The sequence below is a fragment of the Streptomyces sp. CA189 genome (assembly GCF_056428985.1).
Genome location: NZ_JBWJVM010000042.1, coordinates 1 through 20976 on the forward strand (window position 1 = coordinate 1; position 20976 = coordinate 20976).

At 73.1% G+C, this 20976-nt stretch carries 17 protein-coding genes and 3 tRNA genes; 11 read left to right on the forward strand and 9 right to left on the reverse strand.

From position 1 onward, the window contains the following. The first annotated feature begins 554 nt into the window (after positions 1-554). From AC061S_RS26875 to AC061S_RS26885, 3 genes are all read left to right on the forward strand, one after another. Positions 555-1169: a SanA/YdcF family protein gene (locus AC061S_RS26875; protein WP_478688518.1), complete on the forward strand. Its 615-nt coding sequence runs from the start codon at positions 555-557 to the stop codon at positions 1167-1169. A 15-nt stretch (positions 1170-1184) separates the two neighbouring features. Continuing rightward, on the forward strand, positions 1185-2006 hold the full coding sequence (locus AC061S_RS26880; RefSeq protein ID WP_478688461.1) for a glucose 1-dehydrogenase: 822 nt from the start codon (positions 1185-1187) through the stop codon (positions 2004-2006). A gap of 197 nt (positions 2007-2203) precedes the next feature. Next, complete coding sequence (locus AC061S_RS26885; protein ID WP_478688462.1) at positions 2204-4324, forward strand: molybdopterin oxidoreductase family protein; 2121 nt, start codon at positions 2204-2206, stop codon at positions 4322-4324. Between the two features lie 174 nt (positions 4325-4498). Here the strand turns inward: AC061S_RS26885 and AC061S_RS26890 are convergent, their stop codons facing one another. Beyond that, positions 4499-5248, reverse strand: a complete 750-nt coding sequence (locus AC061S_RS26890; protein WP_478688463.1) for a hypothetical protein — start codon at positions 5246-5248, stop codon at positions 4499-4501. 97 nt (positions 5249-5345) lie between these two features. On the opposite strand from AC061S_RS26890, the gene AC061S_RS26895 reads away from it, so the two are divergent. Further along, a complete protein-coding gene (locus tag AC061S_RS26895) occupies positions 5346-6485 on the forward strand; it encodes an RNA polymerase sigma factor (RefSeq protein ID WP_478688464.1) in 1140 nt (379 codons plus the stop codon). 114 nt (positions 6486-6599) lie between these two features. Here AC061S_RS26895 and AC061S_RS26900 read toward each other — a convergent pair whose 3' ends face one another. Beyond that, on the reverse strand, positions 6600-8525 hold the full coding sequence (locus tag AC061S_RS26900; RefSeq protein WP_478688465.1) for an ABC transporter ATP-binding protein: 1926 nt from the start codon (positions 8523-8525) through the stop codon (positions 6600-6602). Further along, a complete protein-coding gene (locus tag AC061S_RS26905; protein ID WP_478688466.1) occupies positions 8522-10255 on the reverse strand; it encodes an ABC transporter ATP-binding protein in 1734 nt (577 codons plus the stop codon). Before AC061S_RS26905 ends, AC061S_RS26900 begins: the two co-directional genes overlap by 4 nt. A 216-nt stretch (positions 10256-10471) precedes the next feature. Between AC061S_RS26905 and AC061S_RS26910 the strand changes: the two genes are divergently transcribed. Beyond that, complete coding sequence (locus AC061S_RS26910) at positions 10472-10837, forward strand: cupin domain-containing protein (protein ID WP_478688467.1); 366 nt, start codon at positions 10472-10474, stop codon at positions 10835-10837. Between the two features lie 39 nt (positions 10838-10876). Here the strand turns inward: AC061S_RS26910 and AC061S_RS26915 are convergent, their stop codons facing one another. Both AC061S_RS26915 and AC061S_RS26920 read right to left on the reverse strand, forming a co-directional pair. Continuing rightward, complete coding sequence (locus AC061S_RS26915; RefSeq protein WP_478688468.1) at positions 10877-12316, reverse strand: FGGY family carbohydrate kinase; 1440 nt, start codon at positions 12314-12316, stop codon at positions 10877-10879. A gap of 150 nt (positions 12317-12466) precedes the next feature. Beyond that, the gene (locus tag AC061S_RS26920) at positions 12467-12775 is read right to left on the reverse strand and encodes a YtxH domain-containing protein (RefSeq protein ID WP_478688469.1); all 309 of its coding nucleotides are present in this window, start codon (positions 12773-12775) and stop codon (positions 12467-12469) included. Positions 12776-12921: 146 nt separating this feature from the next. Between AC061S_RS26920 and AC061S_RS26925 the strand changes: the two genes are divergently transcribed. The 3 genes from AC061S_RS26925 (at position 12922) to AC061S_RS26935 (ending at position 13335) form a co-directional block, all read left to right on the forward strand. Next, positions 12922-12994: transfer RNA gene (locus tag AC061S_RS26925), tRNA-Asn, on the forward strand. A gap of 5 nt (positions 12995-12999) precedes the next feature. Continuing rightward, positions 13000-13072: transfer RNA gene (locus tag AC061S_RS26930), tRNA-Asn, on the forward strand. A 189-nt stretch (positions 13073-13261) separates the two neighbouring features. Beyond that, positions 13262-13335: transfer RNA gene (locus tag AC061S_RS26935), tRNA-Ile, on the forward strand. 107 nt (positions 13336-13442) lie between these two features. Here the strand turns inward: AC061S_RS26935 and AC061S_RS26940 are convergent. After that, on the reverse strand, positions 13443-14612 hold the full coding sequence (locus AC061S_RS26940; RefSeq protein ID WP_478688470.1) for a carboxylate-amine ligase: 1170 nt from the start codon (positions 14610-14612) through the stop codon (positions 13443-13445). 268 nt (positions 14613-14880) lie between these two features. Between AC061S_RS26940 and AC061S_RS26945 the strand changes: the two genes are divergently transcribed. Further along, positions 14881-16152 carry an MFS transporter gene (locus tag AC061S_RS26945; RefSeq protein ID WP_478688471.1) on the forward strand — a complete coding sequence of 424 codons (1272 nt, stop codon included), beginning with the start codon at positions 14881-14883 and terminating at the stop codon, positions 16150-16152. Between the two features lie 55 nt (positions 16153-16207). Here AC061S_RS26945 and AC061S_RS26950 read toward each other — a convergent pair whose 3' ends face one another. Next, on the reverse strand, positions 16208-16606 hold the full coding sequence (locus AC061S_RS26950) for a cupin domain-containing protein (protein WP_478688472.1): 399 nt from the start codon (positions 16604-16606) through the stop codon (positions 16208-16210). Between the two features lie 49 nt (positions 16607-16655). Between AC061S_RS26950 and AC061S_RS26955 the strand changes: the two genes are divergently transcribed. After that, positions 16656-17492, forward strand: coding sequence for a helix-turn-helix domain-containing protein (locus AC061S_RS26955; RefSeq protein WP_478688473.1), 837 nt, complete (start codon positions 16656-16658; stop codon positions 17490-17492). A 133-nt stretch (positions 17493-17625) separates the two neighbouring features. Next, positions 17626-18738 carry an esterase-like activity of phytase family protein gene (locus AC061S_RS26960; RefSeq protein ID WP_478688474.1) on the forward strand — a complete coding sequence of 371 codons (1113 nt, stop codon included), beginning with the start codon at positions 17626-17628 and terminating at the stop codon, positions 18736-18738. 91 nt (positions 18739-18829) lie between these two features. On the opposite strand, the gene AC061S_RS26965 is transcribed toward AC061S_RS26960, so the two are convergent. Then, the gene (locus tag AC061S_RS26965) at positions 18830-19426 is read right to left on the reverse strand and encodes a TIGR04222 domain-containing membrane protein (RefSeq protein ID WP_478688475.1); all 597 of its coding nucleotides are present in this window, start codon (positions 19424-19426) and stop codon (positions 18830-18832) included. A gap of 142 nt (positions 19427-19568) precedes the next feature. Continuing rightward, positions 19569-20921, reverse strand: a complete 1353-nt coding sequence (locus tag AC061S_RS26970) for a carboxyl transferase domain-containing protein (RefSeq protein ID WP_478688476.1) — start codon at positions 20919-20921, stop codon at positions 19569-19571. Between the last annotated feature and the right edge of the window lie 55 nt (positions 20922-20976).

Here is a 20976-nt window from a genome sequence, read left to right on the forward strand (position 1 = left end):
GGCGGGAGCGGGGGGAGGGGAAGGGACTCGGGAGGGTGCGCCGGCTCCGTCATGAACCGATCCTGCGCGCGGCAGGTTGCCGGTGCGTTGCGCGGGCGTGACGGGTGTTTTCCACCTGCTCACAGGGGGGTGGACGGCGGGGGTGGGGCGGCGGCGTGCCCGGGCGCCGGGGGCTGGGCGCCGGGGACGGATGGGGGATGCGCGGGCGGGTTCTCCGAAGGGGCGGCCCGCGGCTGCGCGTTGTTGTCCGGCGGCGCGGCTGCCGTCGCCTGCGTGCGCCTGCCGTGAGGTCCGGGGTGGGGAACGGCCGGGCTCCGCGGTGACCTGCGGAGACCGCCGGGAAGCCGCCGGGAAGCCGCCGGGAAACCATCGGGGACGCGCATGCGTCCGTAGACGACGGGACCACCGGCAAGAACCGGCAATACCAACAGGGGGATCGATTGAGGCGCGCAGTGGTACGAGGGTTGCCGGGGGCGGTGTGGGAGCGGGTGAAGGCCGTACGGATCGGGGTGCCCCGGAGCGTACGGGCCCGGCGGCGGGCCGTGCAGGTGGTCATGGCGGTCTGCGTGCTGGCCCTGCTGCCCTCGGCGTGGACGCACGCGTCCGCCGGGCCCCGGCTGCGGACCACCGCCGACGCGCCCGCCGCCGAGGTGGCGGTGGTCTTCGGCGCCGGGCTGTGGAACGGCCGGCCCACCCCGTACCTCGCGCGGCGCCTCGACGCCGCCGTAGAGCTCTACCGCGCGGGGAAGGTCAAGGTCGTCCTGGTCACCGGCGACAACAGCCGGACCGATTACGACGAGCCCGACGCGATGCGCGCGTACCTGACGGGCCACGGGGTGCCCGACTCCCGCGTCGTCAGCGACTACGCCGGCTTCGACTCGTGGGACTCCTGCGTCCGGGCCCGGGAGGTCTTCGGCGTGCACCGGGCGGTACTGATCAGCCAGGGCTTCCACATCCGCCGGGCCGTCGCGCTGTGCCGGGCCGCGGGCGTGGACTCGTACGGGGTCGGGGTGTCCGACGTGCACGACGCGACCTGGTACTACGGCGGGGCCCGCGAGGTCTTCGCGGCGGGCAAGGCGGCGCTGGACGCGGTGTTCGAGCCGGAGCCGCGGTTCCTGGGTCCGAAGGAGGAGGGGGTGTCGCGGGCGCTGGCCTCTCTGGCAGACTGACGCCGCGATCGGCGTATGCCGATTAGTCATATACCGATCTGTCTCGTGCGTCAGGGGTGTGGAACCGTGGCTGTTGTGGATCTGAGCGGCAAGGTCGTCGTCATCACCGGTGGGGCCCGCGGCCTCGGCGCGGCGGCCGCGCAGGCCGTCGTGGACGGCGGCGGCAAGGTGCTGATCACCGACGTCCTGGAGGTCGAGGGCGCCGAGACGGCGGCCAAGCTCGGCGACGCGGCGCGCTTCCTGCGCCACGACGTGACCAGCGAATCCGACTGGGACGCGGCCCTCACCTTCGCCCTCGCCGAGTTCGGCCGCATCGACGGGCTGGTCAACAACGCAGGGATCGCCACCGGCCAGTTCCTGGAGCACGAGAGCGTCGAGCACTTCCGCAAGGTCGTCGAGATCAACCTGGTCGGCGTCTTCATCGGCATCAAGGCCGCGATCCCGCTGATGCGGGAGAACGGCGGCGGCTCCATCGTCAACATCTCCTCCGCCGCCGGCCTCACCGGCCTCGCCCTGACCGCCGGCTACGGAGCCTCCAAGTGGGGCGTGCGCGGACTGTCGAAGATCGGCGCGGTGGAGCTCGCGGAATCCCGGATCCGGGTCAACTCCGTGCACCCCGGCATGACGCTCACCCCGATGACGGCCCCGGTCGGCATCCAGGCGGGCGAGGGCAACTACCCCGGCGCCCCCCTCGGCCGCGTCGGCCTCCCCGAGGAGATCGCCGCCGCCGTCGCCTTCCTCCTCTCGGACGCCGCGGGCTACATGACGGGCGCCGAGCTTGCGGTCGACGGCGGCTGGACGGCCGGCCTCACGGTGAAGTACCTGACCGGTCAGTGACCCCGGCCCCGGAGCCCCGGGGGATATACGGGTGCCCGCCGCCGGGGCCCCGACGGCCGGATCGTGTACGGGGAGGCCCTGACCGCCCCCGATGCGCGGGGCCTCACCGGAGCCGCCGGGCGGCGCTGAGGCAGAGCACCCCGGCTTGTAACGCGGGGCGGCGGTCCGCGTAACACCGCCGACGCACGCTGGGCTCCATGCACACGCCGGACGCCGCCACCGCCGCCACCGCCACGCACTGCCCGTACTGCGCGCTGCAGTGCGGCATGAACCTCCGCCCCGAGCCCGGCGGCGCGGGCGTGCTGGTGGAGGAGCGTGCCGACTTCCCCGTGAACCGGGGCGCGCTGTGCGGCAAGGGCCGCACCGCCCCCGCCGTGCTCTCCTCCCGGGTGCGCCTCACCGAGCCGCTCGTCCGCACCCACGCCGGGCGGCTGGAGCCGGCCACCTGGGAGGAGGCCCTCGACGCCGTCGCCGAGGGCCTGGCCCGCACGCGGCGGTCGTACGGGGCCGACGCGGTCGGGGTGTTCGGCGGCGGCGGGCTGACCAACGAGAAGGCGTACGCCCTCGGGAAGTTCGCCCGCATCGCGCTGGGGACCTCGCAGATCGACTACAACGGCCGGTTCTGCATGTCCTCGGCCGCCGCCGCGCACCAGCGGGCCTTCGGGCTCGACCGGGGGCTGCCCTTCCCGCTGGAGGACATCCCCCGGACCGGCTGCGTCATCCTCGTCGGTTCCAACCCCGCCGACACCATGCCGCCCGCGCTCCGCTTCTTCCGGGAACTCCGCGAGAACGGCGGCACGCTGATCGTGGTGGACCCGCGCCGCACGCGCACCGCCGAACAGGCCGACCTGCACCTGGCCCCGCGCCCCGGCACGGACCTGGCGCTCGCGCTCGGCCTGCTGCACCTGGTGGTGGCGGGCGGGCACACCGACGAGGAGTTCATCGCCGAGCGCACCACGGGCTGGGAGGAGGCCCGGGCCGGCGCGATGGCGCACTGGCCGGAGCTGGTGGAGCGCATCACGGGCGTGCCCGTGCCGAAGCTCCGCGAGGCGGTGGCCATGTTCTGCGCCCCCGCCTCCGCGATGGTGCTCACCGCACGCGGCCCCGAGCAGCACTCCAAGGGCACCGACACCGTCGGAGCCTGGATCAACCTCTGCCTCGCCACCGGCCGGGCCGGCCGCCCGCTCTCCGGCTACGGCTGCCTCACAGGCCAGGGCAACGGCCAGGGCGGCCGCGAGCACGGCCAGAAGGCCGACCAGCTCCCCGGCTACCGCAAGCTGACCGACCCGGCGGCGCGGGCCCACGTCGCCGGGGTCTGGGGCGTCGACCCCGACGCCCTTCCCGGCCCGGGCCGCAGCGCGTACGAACTCCTCGACGCGCTGGGCTCGGACGTCAAGGCCCTCCTCCTGATGGGCTCCAACCCGGTGGTCTCGGCCCCCCGCGCCGCCCACGTGGAGGAGCGCATCCGCTCCCTGGACTTCCTGGCCGTCGCCGACGTGGTCCTGTCCGAGACGGCGGCCCTGGCGGACGTGGTGCTCCCCGTCACCCAGTGGGCGGAGGAGACCGGCACCACCACCAACCTGGAGGGCCGCGTCCTGCTCCGGCGCCGGGCCCTCACCCCGCCGCCGGGGGTCCGCTCCGACCTGGAGGTGCTGCACGGCCTGGCCACCCGGCTGGGCATGCCCAAGGCCTTCCCGACCGACGCCGAGGAGGTCTTCGAGGAGCTGCGCCGCGCCTCGGAGGGCGGCCCGGCGGACTACTCGGGCATCACGTACGCCCGCATCGAGGCGGAACAAGGCGTCTTCTGGCCCTGCCCGGCCCCCTCGCGGACGGCGGAGCCCGGCTCCGCCGCCGAGCCCCACCCCGGCACCCCCCGCCTCTTCCTGGACCGCTTCGCCACCGAGGACGGCCGGGCCCGCTTCGTGCCCGTCACCCACCGCGACGCCGCCGAGGTTCCGGACGCCGAGTACCCGCTCCTCCTCACCACCGGCCGGGTCGTCGCCCAGTACCAGTCGGGCGCGCAGACCCGCCGGGTGGACGAGCTCAACGAAGCCGCCCCCGGCCCCTTCGTGGAACTCCACCCCCGCCTCGCGGCCCGCATCGGCGCGGTCGACGGAGCCCCCCTCGCGGTCACCTCCCGCCGCGGCCGCGCGGTCGCCCCGGCCCGCATCACGGACACCATCCGCGCGGACACCGTCTTCATGCCCTTCCACTGGCCCGGCGAGGGCCGCGCCAACACCCTGACCAACCCGGCGCTGGACCCGGTGTCCCGGATGCCGGAGTTCAAGGTCTGCGCGGTCCGGGTGGAACCGGCCTAGTGCTGTGACCGGAAAGGTTCACCGTGTCACGGCGCCCGGCACGGCACCTCGCCGCGTTGTCGGACCACGACGGTACGTCCAGTACGAGTCGCGGTCCTCCGCCTTGCGATGCACCGCACCGGACACCGCGACCCGGCAAACCTTTCCGGCCACAGCACTAGGCGCCGGCCCGCCTCAGGGCGCGATCCGGTCCACCTTGATCACCTTGCACGTGATCTCGTCCTCCGTCAGCTGGGCGAGGGCTGCGGCCTGCACTTCCGCCCGCTGCCCGGGCGCGAGGCTGTTGCTGATGCCCGCGCCCTCCGCCAGCCGGGTCCCGGTGGGGCCGAGGAACTCGACGCTCGCGATGTACGTGCTGGTCCGCTCGCCGCTGTTGGTGATGGTCAGCCCGGCGGAGGGCCAGCGCGTGGTGGGGTCCACCCCGCACGAGTCGATCTTCACGTCGTGGACGGGCCCGCGGTCGGGGTCGGTCCACGGCTCGGCCGCCGGGGAGTTGGGCGCCGGGGAGCTGGGCGCCGGGGAGCTGGGGGCTCCGGACGGGGGCGCCTGCGACCGGGACGCCATGGTGACGGGTGTCGCGGCCGGGGGAGTCTCCCCGTCCCGGTCCTTCGTACCGTTGCCGCCCGGATTGACGGTGGTGATCAGCAGGCTGGTCAGGGCCGTCACGATCAGCACGGCGAGCAGTCCGAGGACCACGATCAGCGCGGTCCTGCGCCGCTTCGGCGGAGCGGGCGGGGGCCTCAGGGGCCCGGCCGGCGGGTGGCTGTCCCGGGGATGCCACCCCGGAGGCGGGTTCGAGTGCGGCACGGACACCTCCAGGGGGACTGGACCGGTGATCGTGCTGTTCAGCATCGCACCCGTCCGGCTCCCCCACCCGTCGGAGCCGGGGAGCCCGCCCTCCTCGTACATGCGTCCGATCCGCATCGGGGTTCTGGTCCGGGGGTAACCATGGGTCACGCGCCGGACCCAGAAAGTGGTCGCACGCCCCTCGTGGCAGCGATGTGTCGTACCCCACACTGAGGTGCGGTGCACCCGTCCTCGGAGCCCTGTGGAGGTCGCCCCCGTGCAGACCCAGAGCTTGACCGTCACCGTCAGCCCGCCCGCCGGAGTGCCCGCGGCCGAAGGGCCCGAGCCCGAGGCGGAGGCCGACGCCGTGCACGAGGAGGAGGCCGAAGAGCCCGAGGTTCCGGAGCTCATGGCGAAGGTGCCCCCGCCGCGCAAGCGCCCGGCGGAAGGCTCCGGCGGAGCGGGACCGTCCGCCGACCTCTTCCGGCAGTACCTGCGCGAGATAGGCAGGATCCCGCTGCTCACCGCCGTCGAGGAGGTCGAGCTCGCGCGGCGCGTGGAAGCGGGCCTGTTCGCGGAGGAGAAGCTCGGCAGCGGAGTCCCGCTCGATCTGCAGCTCACGCTCGACCTCGACAAGCTCGTCGTCATGGGCCGCATGGCCAAACGCCGCCTCATCGAGTCGAACCTGCGCCTCGTCGTCTCCGTCGCCAAGCGCTACGTCGGCCGCGGGCTCACCATGCTCGACCTGGTCCAGGAGGGGAACCTCGGACTGATCCGCGCCGTCGAGAAGTTCGACTACGCCCGCGGCTACAAGTTCTCCACCTACGCCACCTGGTGGATCCGCCAGGCCATGTCCCGGGCCCTGGCCGACCAGGCCCGCACCATCCGGGTCCCCGTCCACGTGGTCGAACTGATCAACCGCGTCGTACGCGTCCAGCGCCGCATGCTCCAGGAGCGGGGCTACGAACCCACCGCCGAAGAGGTCGCCGTCCACCTGGAGTTGACCCCCGAGCGGGTCCTGGAGGTGCTGCGCCTCGCGCAGGAACCGGTCTCGCTGCACGCGCCCGTGGGCGAGGAGGACGACGTCGCGCTCGGCGACCTCATCGAGGACGGGGACGCCGCCTCACCGGTCGAATCGGCCGCGTTCTTCCTGCTCCGCGAGCACCTGGAAGCGGTGCTCTCCACCCTCGGGGAGCGGGAGCGCAAAGTCGTCCAGCTCCGCTACGGCCTCGCCGACGGGCGGCCGCGCACCCTGGAGGAGATCGGACGGATCTTCGGGGTGACCCGTGAGCGGATCCGGCAGATCGAGTCCAAGACCCTCAACAAGCTGCGCGACCACGCCTTCGCGGACCAGCTGCGCGGCTATCTGGACTGACGCGGGTCCGGACCGACGGAAAGGGGCGCCCCGAAGGGCGCCCCTGCCGGTACCGGCCGCGCTAGGCCGTCTCTTTCGGATCTTGCCTGGCCGGCAAGATCCGAAAGAGACGGCCTAGTCGACCTCGGCCACCGCCTGCGCGAACTGCGCCGCGTACAGCCGCGCGTACGCGCCGCGCGAGAGCAGCAGCTCCTCGTGCGTGCCCTGTTCCACGATCGAGCCGCTCTCCATCACCAGGATCAGGTCCGCGTCGCGGATCGTGGACAGCCGGTGCGCGATCACGAAGGACGTACGGCCGTGCGCGAGCCGCGCCATCGCCTTCTGGATCAGCACCTCGGTACGGGTGTCCACCGAACTCGTCGCCTCGTCGAGCACCAGGATCACCGGGTCGGACAGGAACGCCCGCGCGATGGTGATCAGTTGCTTCTCGCCCGCGCTGACGCCGGCGCCCTCGTCGTCCAGCACCGTGTCGTAGCCCTCGGGCAGGGTGCGGATGAACCGGTCGGCGTGGGCCGCCCGCGCGGCCTCCTCGACCTCGGCGCGCGTGACCTCGCGGGTGGCCCCGTAGGCGATGTTCTCCGCGATGGTGCCGCCGAACAGCCAGGTGTCCTGGAGCACCATGCCGATGCCGCCGCGCAGTTCCTCGCGGGTCATCTTCGCGATGTCCACCCCGTCGAGGGCGATCTCCCCGCCCGTGACCTCGTAGAACCGCATCAGCAGGTTGACCAGCGTGGTCTTTCCGGCGCCGGTCGGGCCGACGATCGCGACCGTGTGCCCGGGGTCCACGCTCAGCGAGAGGTTCTCGATCAGCGGCTTGTCCGGCTCGTAGCGGAAGGCGACCTTGTCGAAGGTGACCTGCCCGCGCAGGGTCTCCGGACGCTCCGGAACGTCCGCGTCCCGCTCCTGCTCCGGCGCGTCCAGCAGCTCGTAGACCCGCTCCGCGGAGGCGACGCCGGACTGCACCAGGTTCGCCATGGAGGCGACCTGCGTGAGCGGCATCGAGAACTGGCGCGTGTACTGGATGAAGGCCTGGACGTCACCGATCGACAGGGTGCCCGAGGCCACCCGCAGGCCGCCGACCACCGCGACGAGCACGTAGTTGATGTTCGAGATGAACAGCATCACCGGCTGCATGATCCCGCTGACCAGCTGCGCCTTGAAGGAGGCCCGGTACAGCGCCTCGTTCTGCTCGGCGAACAGGGCCGCGGACTCCTTCTGCCGGCCGAAGACCTTGACCAGGGTGTGGCCCGAGTACATCTCCTCGACGTGCGCGTTCAGCGCGCCGGTGGACTTCCACTGCGCCACGAACTGCGGCTGCGACTTCTTGCCGATCTTCGCGGCCACGTACGCGGACACCGGGATGGTCACCAGGGCGACCAGCGCCAGCAGCGGCGAGATCCAGAACATCATCGCCAGCACGCCGATGATCGTCAGGATCGAGTTCAGCAGCTGCCCCATCGTCTGTTGGATCGTCTGCCCGATGTTGTCGATGTCGTTCGTGGCCCGGCTGAGCACCTCGCCGCGCTTCTGCTGGTCGAAGTACGACAGCGGCAGCCGCGACAGCTTCGCCTGGAGCTCCTCGCGCATCCGGTACACGGTGCCGTTCATGATGTGGTTCGACAGCCTGGTGGCGACCAGCATCAGCAGACCGGCGACCGTGAAGACGGCCAGCGCCCACAGCGCCACCGCCCCGACCGCGCCGAAGTCGATGCTCTTGCCCGGGGTGAAGTCGGTGCCGGACAGCATGTCCGCCATCCCGCCCTGCCCCTTGGCGCGCATCTGGTCCAGCGCCTGCTGCTTGGTGAGGCCCGGATCCATGTCCCGGCCGACGATCCCCGCGAACACCAGGTCGGTGGCCTCGCCGAGGATCTTCGGCCCGGTCACCGACGCGGCGACGCTGCCGACGACCGCGAGGATCATGCCCCACAGCTTGGCCCGGTCGCGCGCCAGCGCGGCCAGCAGCCGCTTGCCCGACCCCTTGAAGTCCATGGACCGCGTCGTCGGCGGTCCCGTCATCATCCGTCCTCCGGGCCCGCTCACGCCGCCTCCGCTTCCGTCAGCTGGGAGAGCACGATCTCCCGGTAGGTCTCATTGCCGGCCATCAGCTCGTGGTGGCGCCCCTCGCCCACCACCTGCCCCTCGTCGAGCACGATGATCCGGTCCGCGTCACGGATCGTGGAGACCCGCTGGGCGACGATGACCACGGTCGCCTCCTCGGTCTCGCGGGCGAGCGCGGAGCGCAGCGCCGCGTCCGTGGCGTAGTCCAGGGCCGAGAAGGAGTCGTCGAACAGATAGATCTCCGGGCGCTGCACGAGCGTGCGCGCGATCGCGAGCCGCTGGCGCTGGCCGCCGGAGACGTTGGTGCCGCCCTGGGTGACCGGCGCGTCGAGCCCGCCCTCCAGCTCGGACACGAAGCCCTTGGCCTGCGCGACCTCCAGCGCGTGCCAGAGCTCCTCGTCGGTGGCGTCGGGGCGCCCGTAGCGCAGGTTGCTGGCGACCGTCCCGGAGAAGAGGTACGGCTTCTGCGGCACCATGCCGACCGTCTTGGCGAGCAGGTCCGGGTCGAGGCGCCGTACGTCCTCGCCGTCGACGAGCACGTCGCCGCCGGTCGCGTCGAACAGCCGGGGGATCAGCCCCAGCAGCGTGGACTTGCCGCTGCCGGTGGAGCCGATCACCGCGGTGGTCTCGCCGGGGCGGGCCACCAGGTCGACCCCGCGCAGCACGGGGGCCTCGGCACCCGGGTAGCGGAAGTCGGCGCCGCGCAGTTCCAGGCGGCCGCGCTGGAGCAGCTTGCGGACCGGGTCGGCGGGCGGGACCACGCTGGAGGCGGTGTCCAGGACCTCCTGGACGCGCTCGGCGCAGACCTCGGCGCGCGGCACCATCATGAACATGAAGGTGGCCATCATCACGGACATGACGATCTGCATCAGGTAGGCGAGGAAGGCCGTCAGCTGGCCGATCTCCATCCCGCCGGCGTCGATGCGCATCGCGCCGAACCAGACGACGGCGACGCTGGAGATGTTCACGACCACGATCACGGTCGGGAACATCAGCGCGAGCAGCTTGCCGGCCGCCAGCGAGACGCCGGTGAGGTCGGCGTTGGCCTCACGGAAGCGTTCCTTCTCGTAGTCGTCGCGGATGAAGGCGCGGATCACCCGGTTGCCGGTGATCTGCTCGCGCAGGACCCGGTTGACCGTGTCCAGCCGGGTCTGCATCGCACGGAACAGCGGGCGGGTCTTCAGCACGATCGCGCCGACCGACAGGCCGAGGATCGGGACCACGGCGAGCAGTACGCCCGACAGCTTCACGTCCAGCGACAGCGCCATGAAGATGCCGCCGACGCACATGATCGGCGCGGAGACCATCAGGGTGAAGGTCATCAGCACGAGCATCTGGATCTGCTGCACGTCGTTCGTCGTACGGGTGATCAGCGACGGGGCGCCGAACTGGCCGAGCTCCCGCGCGGAGAAGCTCTGCACGCGGTCGAAGACGCCGGCCCGGACGTCCCGGCCGAAGGCCGCGGCGGTGCGGGCCCCGTAGTAGACGGCGCCGACGTTGCAGACGAGCTGGACCAGCGAGACGCCGAGCATCAGCGCGCCGAAACGCAGGATGTAGCCGGTGTCGCCGTTCACGACACCGTTGTCAATGATGTCGGCGTTCAGCGTGGGCAGGTAGAGGCTCGCGCTGGTCTGCAGCAGTTGCAGCAGGACCAGCACGGCGATCGGTTTCCGGTACGGACCCAGGCGGGTCCGCAGAAGTCGTATGAGCACGCGCAGGCTCCGGTCGGCATGATCGAGGGGGTTCGCTCCATCTTCTGCCAACCGGAGGCCGGAACCCACCGCTTTTCGTAAAGGCCGGTCAAAAGGAGTAGGCGCCCTCCCCCGCGAGTCCTGGGCCCCGGGCCCCACCGGCCGCGCCGACCGCGGGCACCGGGAGGAGCATGGGAGACGAGGGGACTCTCGGGACGGAACGGCTGTGGAGGAACCATGACGGGAACCACACGGGAGCAGACGCCCATCGCCTTCGAGGGCAACGGTGCCGAGCTGCGCCTGCAGGAGATCGGCGGGGGCTTCACCGTCGCGTTCGGACGCTTCGACAAGGGTGTGGACATGACCCCGGCGTTCAAGGGGCTGCCGGACGACCTGTGCACGTGCCCGCACTACGCCTACGTGCTCAAGGGTCGGATCAAGATGCACACGAAGGACGGCGACAAGGTCTACTCGGCCGGGGAGGCTTGCTACTGGGCGCCCGGACACGCTCCGGTGGCCCTCGAGGACACCGAGTACCTCGACTTCTCGCCGACGGAGGAGTTCCGGAAAGTGGTCGACCACGTGAAGGCGCAGCTGGGCTGATCCACCGGGGCGCCCCGGTGGACCATCCCGGCCACGGCGCTAGAACGCCCCCGGGTGGATCTGGTCCCGGGTCGCGATGTACTGCTGGCGCACGCCCTGCCAGGCCGGGTACCCCTCATCCGGCTCGAACAGCTGCGCCGCGGGCGCCGGCCACACCGGCGGGGTGTTCGCGGCCGCGCCGCCCTGCGCCAGGCCGAGCGCCCACGCGGCCTGCCGGGCCGCGCCCAGGGCCGCGTAGTCCGCCGGCGCCGGTACGAGGACCTGCGTGCCGAACAGCCCCGGCGCGAAGGCCTGCACGGCCGGCAGCTCGGCGGCGGCGCCGAGCAGGAACACCCGGCGGATCTCCACGCCGCGGCTGCGCAGCACGTCGAGCGCGTCCACCAGCCCGCACAGCATGCCCTCGAAGGCGGCCCGCGCGAGGTGCTCCGGCTTCATGGAGTCCCGGCGCAGCCCCGACAGGGTCCCGGCGGTGTGCGGCAGGTTCGGCGTCCGCTCACCCTCCAGGTACGGCAGGAGTACGAGTCCGTGCGCGCCCGGGGTCGACTTCAGCGCGAGCTCGCTCAGCCCCTCCAGATCGGTGCCCAGCAGCTCGGCCGTGCCGCGCAGGGCCCGTACGGCGTTCAGGGTGTTCACCACCGGCAGGTGCAGCCCGGTGGCGTCCGCGAGGGAGGTGATCAGCCCGCCCGGCTCCGACAGCGCCTCGTGGTGCACCGCCATCACCGATCCGGACGCGCCCAGCGAGACCACGGCGTCGCCGGGTCCCATGCCCAGCCCGAGCGCGGCCGCCATGGTCTCGCCGGTGCCGGCGGAGATCAGCAGCCCCTCGGGCGTGGTCCCGGCGGCTTCGGCCGGGCCGAGCACCTCGGGCAGCAGTGCCCGGTGCCCCAGCGCGAGCTCGACGAGGTCGGGGCGGTAGGCGCCGGTGGCCGCCGACCAGTAGCCGGTACCGGAGGCGCCGCCGCGGTCGGTGGTCCGCCGGGCCGGGCGGCCCAGCAGCTGCCACACCAGCCAGTCGTGCGGGGACATCAGCACGGCCACCCGCCGGGCCGCCTCGGGCTCGGTCCGGGCCAGCCAGGCGAGCTTCGCGACGGGCTGCGCCGAATGGGGGACGGAGCCGACGGCCTCGGCCCAGGCCTGGCGGCCGCCGAAGGACTCGATCAGCTCGGCGGCGGCGACCTGGCCGCGCTTGTCGTTCCCGATCAGGGCGGGACGGACGAGGCCGCCCTGTGCGTCCAGCGGCAGCAGCCCGTGCTGCTGCGCGGAGACGCCGATGGCCTGCACCCCTTCGAGGAGCCCGCCGCCGGCGGCCTCGCCGAGCGAGAGCAGCCAGGCCTGCGGATCGGTCTCGTGCGGCACCGCCTCGCCGGTGGGCTGCGGATGAGGGGCGTACCCCTGGCGCAGCACGGCGCCCGTCTCGGTGTCACAGACGACGATGCGTGTGAACGCGGAAGAGCTGTCCAGCCCGGCGACTATCCCCATACGGAGGATTCTGCCGCACGCGGGGACGGGCTCGACCGCCCCGGCGTGCGCGGGACCGGGCCGGCGCCTCCGGCGGGAGCCCGCGCACGGGACCGGGCGGGACCCCGGGGGAGGGGCCCCGCCCGGGGGCCCTCGCTCCGGGTGGGCCGGTCAGGTGTTGCTGGTGCCCCAGTCGTCCTCGCCCGCGCCACCGCCGCCGACCCGTGCCCGCAGGCCCCGTACCCGCCCGGCGAGGGCGTCCGGCACCGCGTCGCCCACCTTGTCGCTCACCGCGGCGAAGGCCTTGCCCGCGAACTCCCGGCCGCTCTGACCAGCGCTCTCGGCGGCGTTGCGGACCGCGGGGTTCTGCGCGAACTCTCGCGCGGACTTCTTCAACTGTTCATACCGCTCGCGTCCGGCCCGGGTCCCGAGCACGTACCCGAGGGCCAGCCCGACCGCGAACGTGACCTTGTACCGCATGCCTGCCACCCTTCGTCGTGTGGTGCCCGGCCCGCTGGCGATACCGATTGGCGGAGCACCCCCCTGCTTGCGCTAATCTATGACTCGCAACGGGCGCTCGCCCCCTGGCCAAGGCCGGAGGTGGGCTGTTCGGTGCAACGCAGCAATCCCCTGTAGCTCAATTGGCAGAGCAGCCGACTGTTAATCGGCAGGTTACTGGTTCGAGTCCAGTCGGGGGAGCGCGGTCCCCTGTAGCTCAATTGGCAGAGCAGCCGACTGTTAATCGGCAGGTTACTGGTTCGAGTCCAGTCGGGGGAGCAAGAAGGAATGAGGACCCCGGGTGGGTCCTTTTTCTTTTTTTCTACCCTCCGCGCGCAACCGCGCAGGGCCCGGCGCGGTCTCTCTGGGCAGGCGAAGCCGATCATGCGAGGCATCCGAGGCAGGAGATCGTATGAGCGGCTATGCTGCGGCAGACGGCGCGCACACATGTACGCGCCACGCCGTGAAGGGGCGGTAGCTCAGCCGGTTAGAGCAGCGGACTCATAATCCGTCGGCCGTGGGTTCGAGTCCCACCCGCCCCACTGCGAGCCGCAGGTGAAGAAACGATCTCGCCTGCGGCTTTGGCGTTTCCTGGGGCGGGTTGCCAGTGGGTTCCGGCGCGTTCCGTTCCGTCAGGTTTCCGGCGGGGTCAGAAGGCCTCCGTCTCGTCGGCCAGGTGGCGCAGGACGTCCTTCAGATCGCCGCGGCGGGCGAAGGCCGTGCGCTGGCGGTGGGCGCCCGAGCCGTCGCGCAGGAGGCCGGCCATGGTTCTCGCCGCGTGGTCGAGGTCGCCGGACGCGGCCAGTTCGGGGGCCACCAGGTCGAGCAGGGCCTCCGCCAGGTCCGCCGCCGGGAGTTCGACGCCCGTGTACGGGTCCAGCCCGAAGCCCTCCAGGCCGTCGTGGGCCGCCCGCCAGCGCGCGAGGCGCAGTACGTCGTCCCGTACGGGCGGGTCGGGCCGCTGCTCGGCGACCTCGCGCAGGGCCGTCGCGACGAGGGCGCGGGCCAGTTCGGCCTGGAGGATGGCCGAATCGATGTCCGGGGACATGTCGGGGGCCCGGAGTTCGAGCGTCGGCCAGTTCCCCGAGGGCCGGAGGTCCCAATAGACCATCTTGGTGTCGAGGGCCGCCCCGGAGCCGAGCAGGGTCTGCACGGAGCGCCGGAAGTGGGCCGTCGAGGTGAAGTGCGGGGGCAGGCCCGCCGACGGCCAGCCCGCCCAGGCCATCGCCCGCCAACTGGCGTGGCCGGTGTCGCGGCCGCCCCAGAAGGGGGAGTTGGCCGCCAGTGCGATCAGTGTGGGCAGCCAGGGCCGGACCCGGTTGGAGACGGCCACCGCCGTGTCCACGTCGAGGGTGCCGATGTGGATGTGCCGGCCGCAGCTGACGAGGGTGTCGGTGAGCGCGCCGAAGCGCCGGGCCTGCTCGCGCTGGCGCGGCTCGTCGTCGGTCAGGTGGAGCGGGCCCTCCACGGCGAGCACCGGCGAGGGCGCGGCCAGCAGCCGGCAGCCGTGTGCGCGGGCGGCCCGCGCGAGGGTGCGCCGCAGGCCGCCGAGCTCGCTGCGCAGGATCGCGGCCGAGTCGGCGACGGGGGTGGAGATCTCCACCTGGTAGCGGGTGCCCTCGGGGTGCAGCTCGTGGGGGAGCCCCGCGGCGGTGGACAGGACGAGCGGGGCGGCCGGGACCACCCGCAGGGTGCGGGCGTCGACGAGGAGGAATTCCTCCTCGACGCCCAGGGTGAGGGGGAAGACCGGATCGCTCGCGCGCGGTGCCTCTGTCTGCGTGGTTCCGGTGCTCGTGGTGCTGGTGCCAGGTTCGATCACTGCGCCTCCCTGGACATACGAGTCTTTTCATCATGAGCTGAACTCCAGGCGAGGAGCGCACGTCTATTCGGTCAAATGTCCGGTGATAGTGGCGAGTTAGCAGCAATAATGCTCCGCCGCGGGGCCCGGGTTCCGGGTGGGGCGAATGGTGCGCGTGCGGAAAGGCGGAGTCCGCCCGACCGGGCACAGACCGGGCATCGACCGGGCATCGACCGGCCACCGACCGGGCATCGACCGGTCTCCGGGCAAGGGCGGCTTATCATCCGTTGTGACTCGTACGACCGCACCACCCCCGTCCATCCGCCCCCGGCGCCGTATATGGGCCGACCTCACCCCGCTGCGGACCTCCCCGGACTTCCGGCGCCTGTGGATCGGCGGGATCGTCTCCTGGCTGGGCCAGGCGATGACGGCCCTGGCCATCTCGCTCCAGGTCTACGAGATCACCGGCTCCAGCTTCTCCGTCGGACTGGTCGGGCTCTGCTCGCTCGTCCCGCTCGTCGTCTTCGGGCTCTACGGCGGGGCCGTCGCCGACACCGTCGACCGCCGCACGCTCGGACTCGCCAGCGCGCTCGGCCTGACCGCCCTGTCCTTGGCCCTGGCCGGCGCCGCGCTCATGGACTACCACCGGGTCTGGCTGCTGTACTCCGTCGTCGCGCTCCAGTCCGTCTGCGGGGCGCTCAACGGGCCCGCCCGGTCCGCGATGATCCCGCGGCTGCTGCCCGCCGAGCAGCTCCCGGCCGCCAACGCGCTGAACTCCGTGGTCATGACCTTCGGGATGACGGCCGGCCCGGCGCTGGGCGGGCTCATCGTCGGCTGGTGGGGCTACCAGGCCGCGTACCTGATCGACGCCCTCACCTTCGGCGCCGCCCTCTACGCGATGTGGCGGCTGCCGTCGATGCGGCCCGAGCGGAAGGCGGGCGGCACCGGGCGGGCCTCCGTGCTCGACGGCCTGCGCTTCCTGGGGACCAGGCCGAACATCCGGATGACCTTCTTCTCCGACCTGGCCGCCATGGTCCTGGCCCAGCCGAAGGCGCTGTTCCCGGCCATCGCCGTGCTCTGGTACGGCGGCGACGCCAAGACGGTCGGGCTGCTCGTCGCCGCCCCCGCCGTCGGGGCGCTGCTCGGGGGGCTGCTCTCCGGCTGGCAGGGGCGGATCCGCCGGCACGGGGTGGCGATCCTGCTCTCCGTCGCCGGGTGGGGGCTGGCCATCGCCGTGTTCGGGCTGACCCGGAACCTCTGGCTCGGGCTGCTCTTCCTGGCCCTGGCCGGGTGCGCGGACAGCATCTCGATGGTGTTTCGCACCACCATGCTCCAGGCCGCGACCCCGGACGAGATGCGGGGCCGCCTCCAGGGCGTCTTCATCGTGGTCGTCGCCGGCGGGCCCCGGCTCGGGGACTTCCTCGCCGGGGCCACCGCCGAACTGACCTCCCCGGCCGTCGCGATCACGGGCGGCGGGCTCGGCTGCGTCCTCGTACTGGCGCTGCTGGCCGCGCGGTGGCGGGGGTTCGCCCGGTACGACGCGCGGTCGCCGCAGGCCTGAGGGGCAGCCCGGGGCGGGGCCGCGCGCCGGTCCGGCACGATCCGGAAGAGACGGCCTACGCGTCCACCGGCTCGCGGGTGCGGTCGCTGACCTCCCCGCCGGTGTTGGCGGTGCCGGCGGGCTCGAACAGCAGGATCGCCGTCTCCCCGTCGGCCCACGGGCAGTGCTCGACCCCGCGCGGGACCACGTAGATCTCCCCGGGGTTCAGTACGACGTCCCCGGCGCGCAGCCGGATCGTCAGGGTGCCGCTGACGACGAGGAAGAGCTCGTCGGTGTCCTCGTGGGTGTGCCAGATGAACTCGCCCTGGATCTTGGCGATCTTGACCTCGTAGTCGTTGACCCGGGCGATCCGGTGCGGGGCCCACTGCTCGGTGAAACCGGCCAGCTTCTCCGCGATGTTCACCACGGCCGCCGCCGGGCGGCCGTTCTCGTGCGTGCTCTCGGGTGTCGTCATACGGGCAGACTGCCGGGGCGCGCACCGGCCGGTCTTGTACATTCCTGACATGTCAGCCGCGATACGCCCGCGCAGTACGGTCTCCGCCTGGCAGCCGCCGGTGCCGGGCATCGCCGAGGTGTTCCACGCCCGGTTCACCGACCACGCCTATCCCGCCCACGTCCACGACACCTGGACGCTGATGATCCTCGACGGCGGCCGCGTCGACTTCGGGCTCGACCGCGAACGGCACGGCGTCGGCGGCTCGGACGCGGTGGCCCTGCTGCCGCCCGGCGTGGTCCACGACGGGCGGACCGTCACGGAGGCGGGGTTCCAGAAGCGTGTGCTGTACCTCGACGCGTCCGTGCTCCCGCAGTCGCTGACCGGCGCCGCCGTCGACGCGCCGCTGCTGCTCGACGCCGCCCTGCGCGACCGGGTCCACGCACTGCACCGCGCGCTGGGCGCGCGGGAGTTGCCGGCCGGCGCGGTCGAGCAGCTGGAGGCGCAGTCGCGGCTGGCCTTCGTCCAGGAGCGGCTGCGCACGTGGCTGGAGGGCCGCCGAGTGGTCCCGTACGGGGCTCCGGGCCCGGATACGGCCGTACGACTGCGCGAGCTCCTCGACGCGCGGGTCCTCGGCGGGATCACCCTGGAGGAGGCTTCCGCGCTTCTGGGACACGCCCATCCCACCCACCTGATCCGCAGCTTCCGGCAGGCGTTCGGGCTCCCTCCGCACGCCTACCTCACCGGGCTGCGGGTCGCGAAGGCGCGGCGGCTGCTGCTGGCGGGGATGCGGCCGGCCGAGGCCGCGGTGGCGGCGGGCTTCTACGACCAGGCGCACCTGACACGGCACTTCGGGCGGCACGTGGGGACCAGTCCGGCGCGGTTCGCCCGATCCGGCCGGATGTGAAGGGAAGTTGGCGGGTTCGTTGCCATCGCGTTGCCGGGTCTTCCGTTTTCTTTCGGTTAGCCATATGACAGTTAGGAAGTTGACTGCCACCCCCCGCCTCGCACCTCCCCTTTGATCCAGGAGGAAGGCCTTCATGCGCCTTCGTACGCTCGTCACCACCGCCGTGGCCACCGCCGCGCTCTCCGGAGCCCTCGTTCCGCAGGCCCTCGCGGCGCACGCGACCCACGCGACCCCCGGGGCGCCGGAGGCGGACCGCTCCTGCTCGCCGTACCTCTCGGTCGCGGGCTACTCGGACTCCCTCGACAAGACCCTCATCGACGGGAAGCTGGTCGGCGGGCTCTCCGGGCTCGCGGTGGACCGGGACGGCAGCATCGCCGCCATCTCCGACAAGTCGGTCCTGTACAAGCTGAACGTGGGCCGCGGCGACACCCCGACGGCCACGGCCGCCGCGCGGCTGCCGCTGACCGACGGCGCGGGCAAGGCCGTCGACTCCGAGGGGATCGTCGTCGACCGCGACGGCACCTACCTGGTGACGGACGAGACGGCCCCGGCGATCCGGCGGTACGCCCGCACCGGTGAGGTGCTGGGCTCGCTGCCGATCCCGGACGGGTTCGAGCTCGCACCCGCGGGCCGGGCCACCGTCAACCAGACCTTCGAATCGCTGACCCTGCTGCCCGGCGGACACACCCTCGTCGCCGGAGTCGAGGGCGTACTGGCCGGCGACGGCAAGGACGCCGAGGGGCGGACGCTCCAGCGGATCCAGACCTGGGAACGCCGGGGCCGGGACGGGGAGTTCGTCCTGGGCCGGCAGTACGCGTACCCGGTGGACGCCGGGCACGGGCTGGTGGAGCTCGCGCCGACGCGCGACGGCCGGCTGATCGTGCTGGAGCGCGGCTTCACACAGCAGTTCAAGATCACGGTGCGGCTGTACGCCGCCGACCCGCTGGGCGCCACGGACACCTCGAAGGTGGCGGCGCTGGCGGACGGTCCCGGTCTGCGGACCGCGAGCAAGACGCCGATCGGGGACCTCGACGGCTGCCCGACGCTGGGCGCGCCGTCCAAGCTGCCGCAGAACCACCCGCTGGTCGACAACGTCGAGGGCATGGTGGTCACCGATGACGACGGGCGTGCCGGGTTCGGACGGGTGCGGCTGCTGCTGGTCAGCGACGACAACGAGTTCCCGCAGGAGATCACCCGGCTGTACCGGATGGACGTGAAGCTCCCGGCGCGGAGCTGGGGACGCTAGGTCCTGTCGGGCGATCAGCCGACTGCCGGGCCGCCGGCCCGTCGTCGTGGGCGTCGGGCGGGGTGATCCGAGGGACCCGCCGGACAGGACCTCACTCGCCACCTCCCCCGCCGCCGCAACTGCTACCGCCGCCGGAGTGTGTGCCCGTATCCGGGGCGGAACCGGAGTCGCCGTCCAGGGCCTTGCCCATGCGCCTCAGAGTCCGGCCGAGACCGGAGGGAACCGACCGCGCGCCGCCAACCCGGCGTCGCGCAGTTCCCTGCGGGAGGGCGGTGGCCCCGCGGAGGACGTACTCCGGCACGCTCGCGTCGCGCCCGGCCGCCTGCAGTCGTCGCCTGCCCGCACGGGTCACCCGGCGACGCGCGCCCGCCACCAGACCCCATGAGGCCAGCCGACGGCCGATCTCCTCGACCTCCGGGGAGCGTTGCAGGGCGGCGCGCAGGGCGTCGATGCTCTTGCTGCGCCCGCAGAATTCGATCGCCGCGCGCTCGGCCGCATGCCCGGGCGGCTGCCCACCCACAGCACGCACCCGCGAGGCGTGCACCACGAGCAGCCCGCGCCCGTTCAGCGCCATGACCACGCTGTCCGCCACCCGCCGGGCCCCGCCCGCCAGGAACGCGACGTCGTACATGTGCAGAGCCCGCATCTCGTCCGAGCCCCTTGCGAACCGCCGGAACACCCACCGCATACCAGACCCGCCCCCACCCGTTGCGACGCACCTCGTCTGCCGGCAGTGTCACCGGCCGGCAGGGCGCCCAACCCTTGTCCTGCCATCTCAGAGCAACACTTGAGCTTCCTGGTGGAGGAACGGCACCCGGCGCGATGCGCGCCTAGTCCGTCCCTTTCGCGGGGGAGACGATGCCGCGGGCGACCCCCAGGGCGACCAGGTCCTGGGGGCGGACGCGCAGTTGGTCCGCCGTCGCCGGGGCCGACTCCGGGGGGCGCTTGAGGATGGCCGCCGCCAGTTCGGGGGCGATCACCGAGAAGTAGCTGTCCGGGGTGACCCACGTGTTCCCCGGCGCCGCCAGGGCGAGCGCGCCGCCCGAGCCGCCCTCGCCGATGAGGAGGGTGGTGACGGGCACCCCGGCCGAGGCGAGCGCCGCGAAGGCGTCGGCGATGGCCGCGCCCGCGCCCGCGTGCTCGGCGGCGGCGTCGTTGGCCGCGCCGGGGGTGTCCACGAGGGTGAGCACCGGGATCCCGAGCCGGTCCGCGAGCCGGACGACGCGGGCCGCCGTACGGTACCCGGCCGGGCGCGTGGCGGTGCCGCACTGGGCGGCGTAGGCCACGGCCCGGCCCTCGCGGAGCCCGAACCCGCACAGCATCCCGGGGTCGGTGCCGCCCGCCCGGTCGCCCGAGAGGGGGAGGCGGAGCTCGAAGTACGCGTCCAGGTACCGCCCCGCGCGCGGCCGGCCGGGGTCACGGGCCTGCCGGACGGCGTCCCATCCCGTGGGCGGCAGCGCTACGCCGGCCAGCGCGGCGGGGGGTTCCACGGGCTCGGCGGAGCGGGGCGCGGCGAGCACCCGGAGCCAGGCCGCCAGGGTCGCGGAGAGCTCCGCGGCGGGAACGACGGCGTCCACGTGCCCGGCGGCGTACTGCCCCTCGGCGGTGTAGGCGGCCGGATCCGCGTCCGGCGGCCGCACCCGGGACCCGGCGAACCCGACCTGCGCCCCGGGCAGCGCGAGGATCACGTCGGCCCCCGCTCCCAGGGTGGCCCAGCCGCCGCCGGTGGTGGGGTCGCGCAGCACGGCGAGCTGGGGGAGGCCGGCGGCGCGGGTGAGAGCGGACTGGCGCGCCACGCGCTGCAGTTGGGTCAGCGCGAGCATGCCCTCCTGCATGCGGGAGCCGCCCGTGGCGATGAGGGAGACCAGGGGGAGGCGGTGGGTGCGGGCGTGGGTGTAGGCCGCCTCCAGGCGGTCGCCGGTGCGGTGGCCCAGGGACCCGCCGAGGAAGCCGAACTCGAAGGAGATCACGGTGGCTTCGCGGCCGCCGATGCGGGCGGTACCGGTGACGACGGACTCGTCCTCGCCGGTCCGCGCGGTGGCGCGGGCGCGGGAGTCGTCGTAGCCGGCCCAGCCGAGGGGGCCGTCGGGGGCGGAGTCCCCCGGTGGGGTGGGGAGTTCGGTGAAGCTGCCGGGGTCGGTGGCGGAGGCGATGGCGGCGCGGGCCGAGGGGCGGGTCGTCACGCGGTCAGCGTACGGCCGCGGCCTGGTGCGAGGCTCGCGCGGTGCGGGTGGGTGG

What these genes read in the sequence shown, in the direction of transcription:
- AC061S_RS26875 (WP_478688518.1), top strand. Translation starts at nt 555, where the DNA reads ATGGCGGTCTGCGTGCTGGCCCTGCTGCCCTCGGCGTGGACGCACGCG.
- AC061S_RS26880 (WP_478688461.1), top strand. Translation starts at nt 1,185, where the DNA reads ATGCCGATTAGTCATATACCGATCTGTCTCGTGCGTCAGGGGTGTGGA.
- AC061S_RS26885 (WP_478688462.1), top strand. Translation starts at nt 2,204, where the DNA reads ATGCACACGCCGGACGCCGCCACCGCCGCCACCGCCACGCACTGCCCG.
- AC061S_RS26890 (WP_478688463.1), bottom strand. Translation starts at nt 5,248, where the DNA reads ATGCGGATCGGACGCATGTACGAGGAGGGCGGGCTCCCCGGCTCCGAC.
- AC061S_RS26910 (WP_478688467.1), top strand. Translation starts at nt 10,472, where the DNA reads ATGACGGGAACCACACGGGAGCAGACGCCCATCGCCTTCGAGGGCAAC.
- AC061S_RS26915 (WP_478688468.1), bottom strand. Translation starts at nt 12,316, where the DNA reads ATGGGGATAGTCGCCGGGCTGGACAGCTCTTCCGCGTTCACACGCATC.
- AC061S_RS26920 (WP_478688469.1), bottom strand. Translation starts at nt 12,775, where the DNA reads ATGCGGTACAAGGTCACGTTCGCGGTCGGGCTGGCCCTCGGGTACGTG.
- AC061S_RS26950 (WP_478688472.1), bottom strand. Translation starts at nt 16,606, where the DNA reads ATGACGACACCCGAGAGCACGCACGAGAACGGCCGCCCGGCGGCGGCC.
- AC061S_RS26955 (WP_478688473.1), top strand. Translation starts at nt 16,656, where the DNA reads ATGTCAGCCGCGATACGCCCGCGCAGTACGGTCTCCGCCTGGCAGCCG.
- AC061S_RS26960 (WP_478688474.1), top strand. Translation starts at nt 17,626, where the DNA reads ATGCGCCTTCGTACGCTCGTCACCACCGCCGTGGCCACCGCCGCGCTC.
- AC061S_RS26965 (WP_478688475.1), bottom strand. Translation starts at nt 19,426, where the DNA reads ATGCGGTGGGTGTTCCGGCGGTTCGCAAGGGGCTCGGACGAGATGCGG.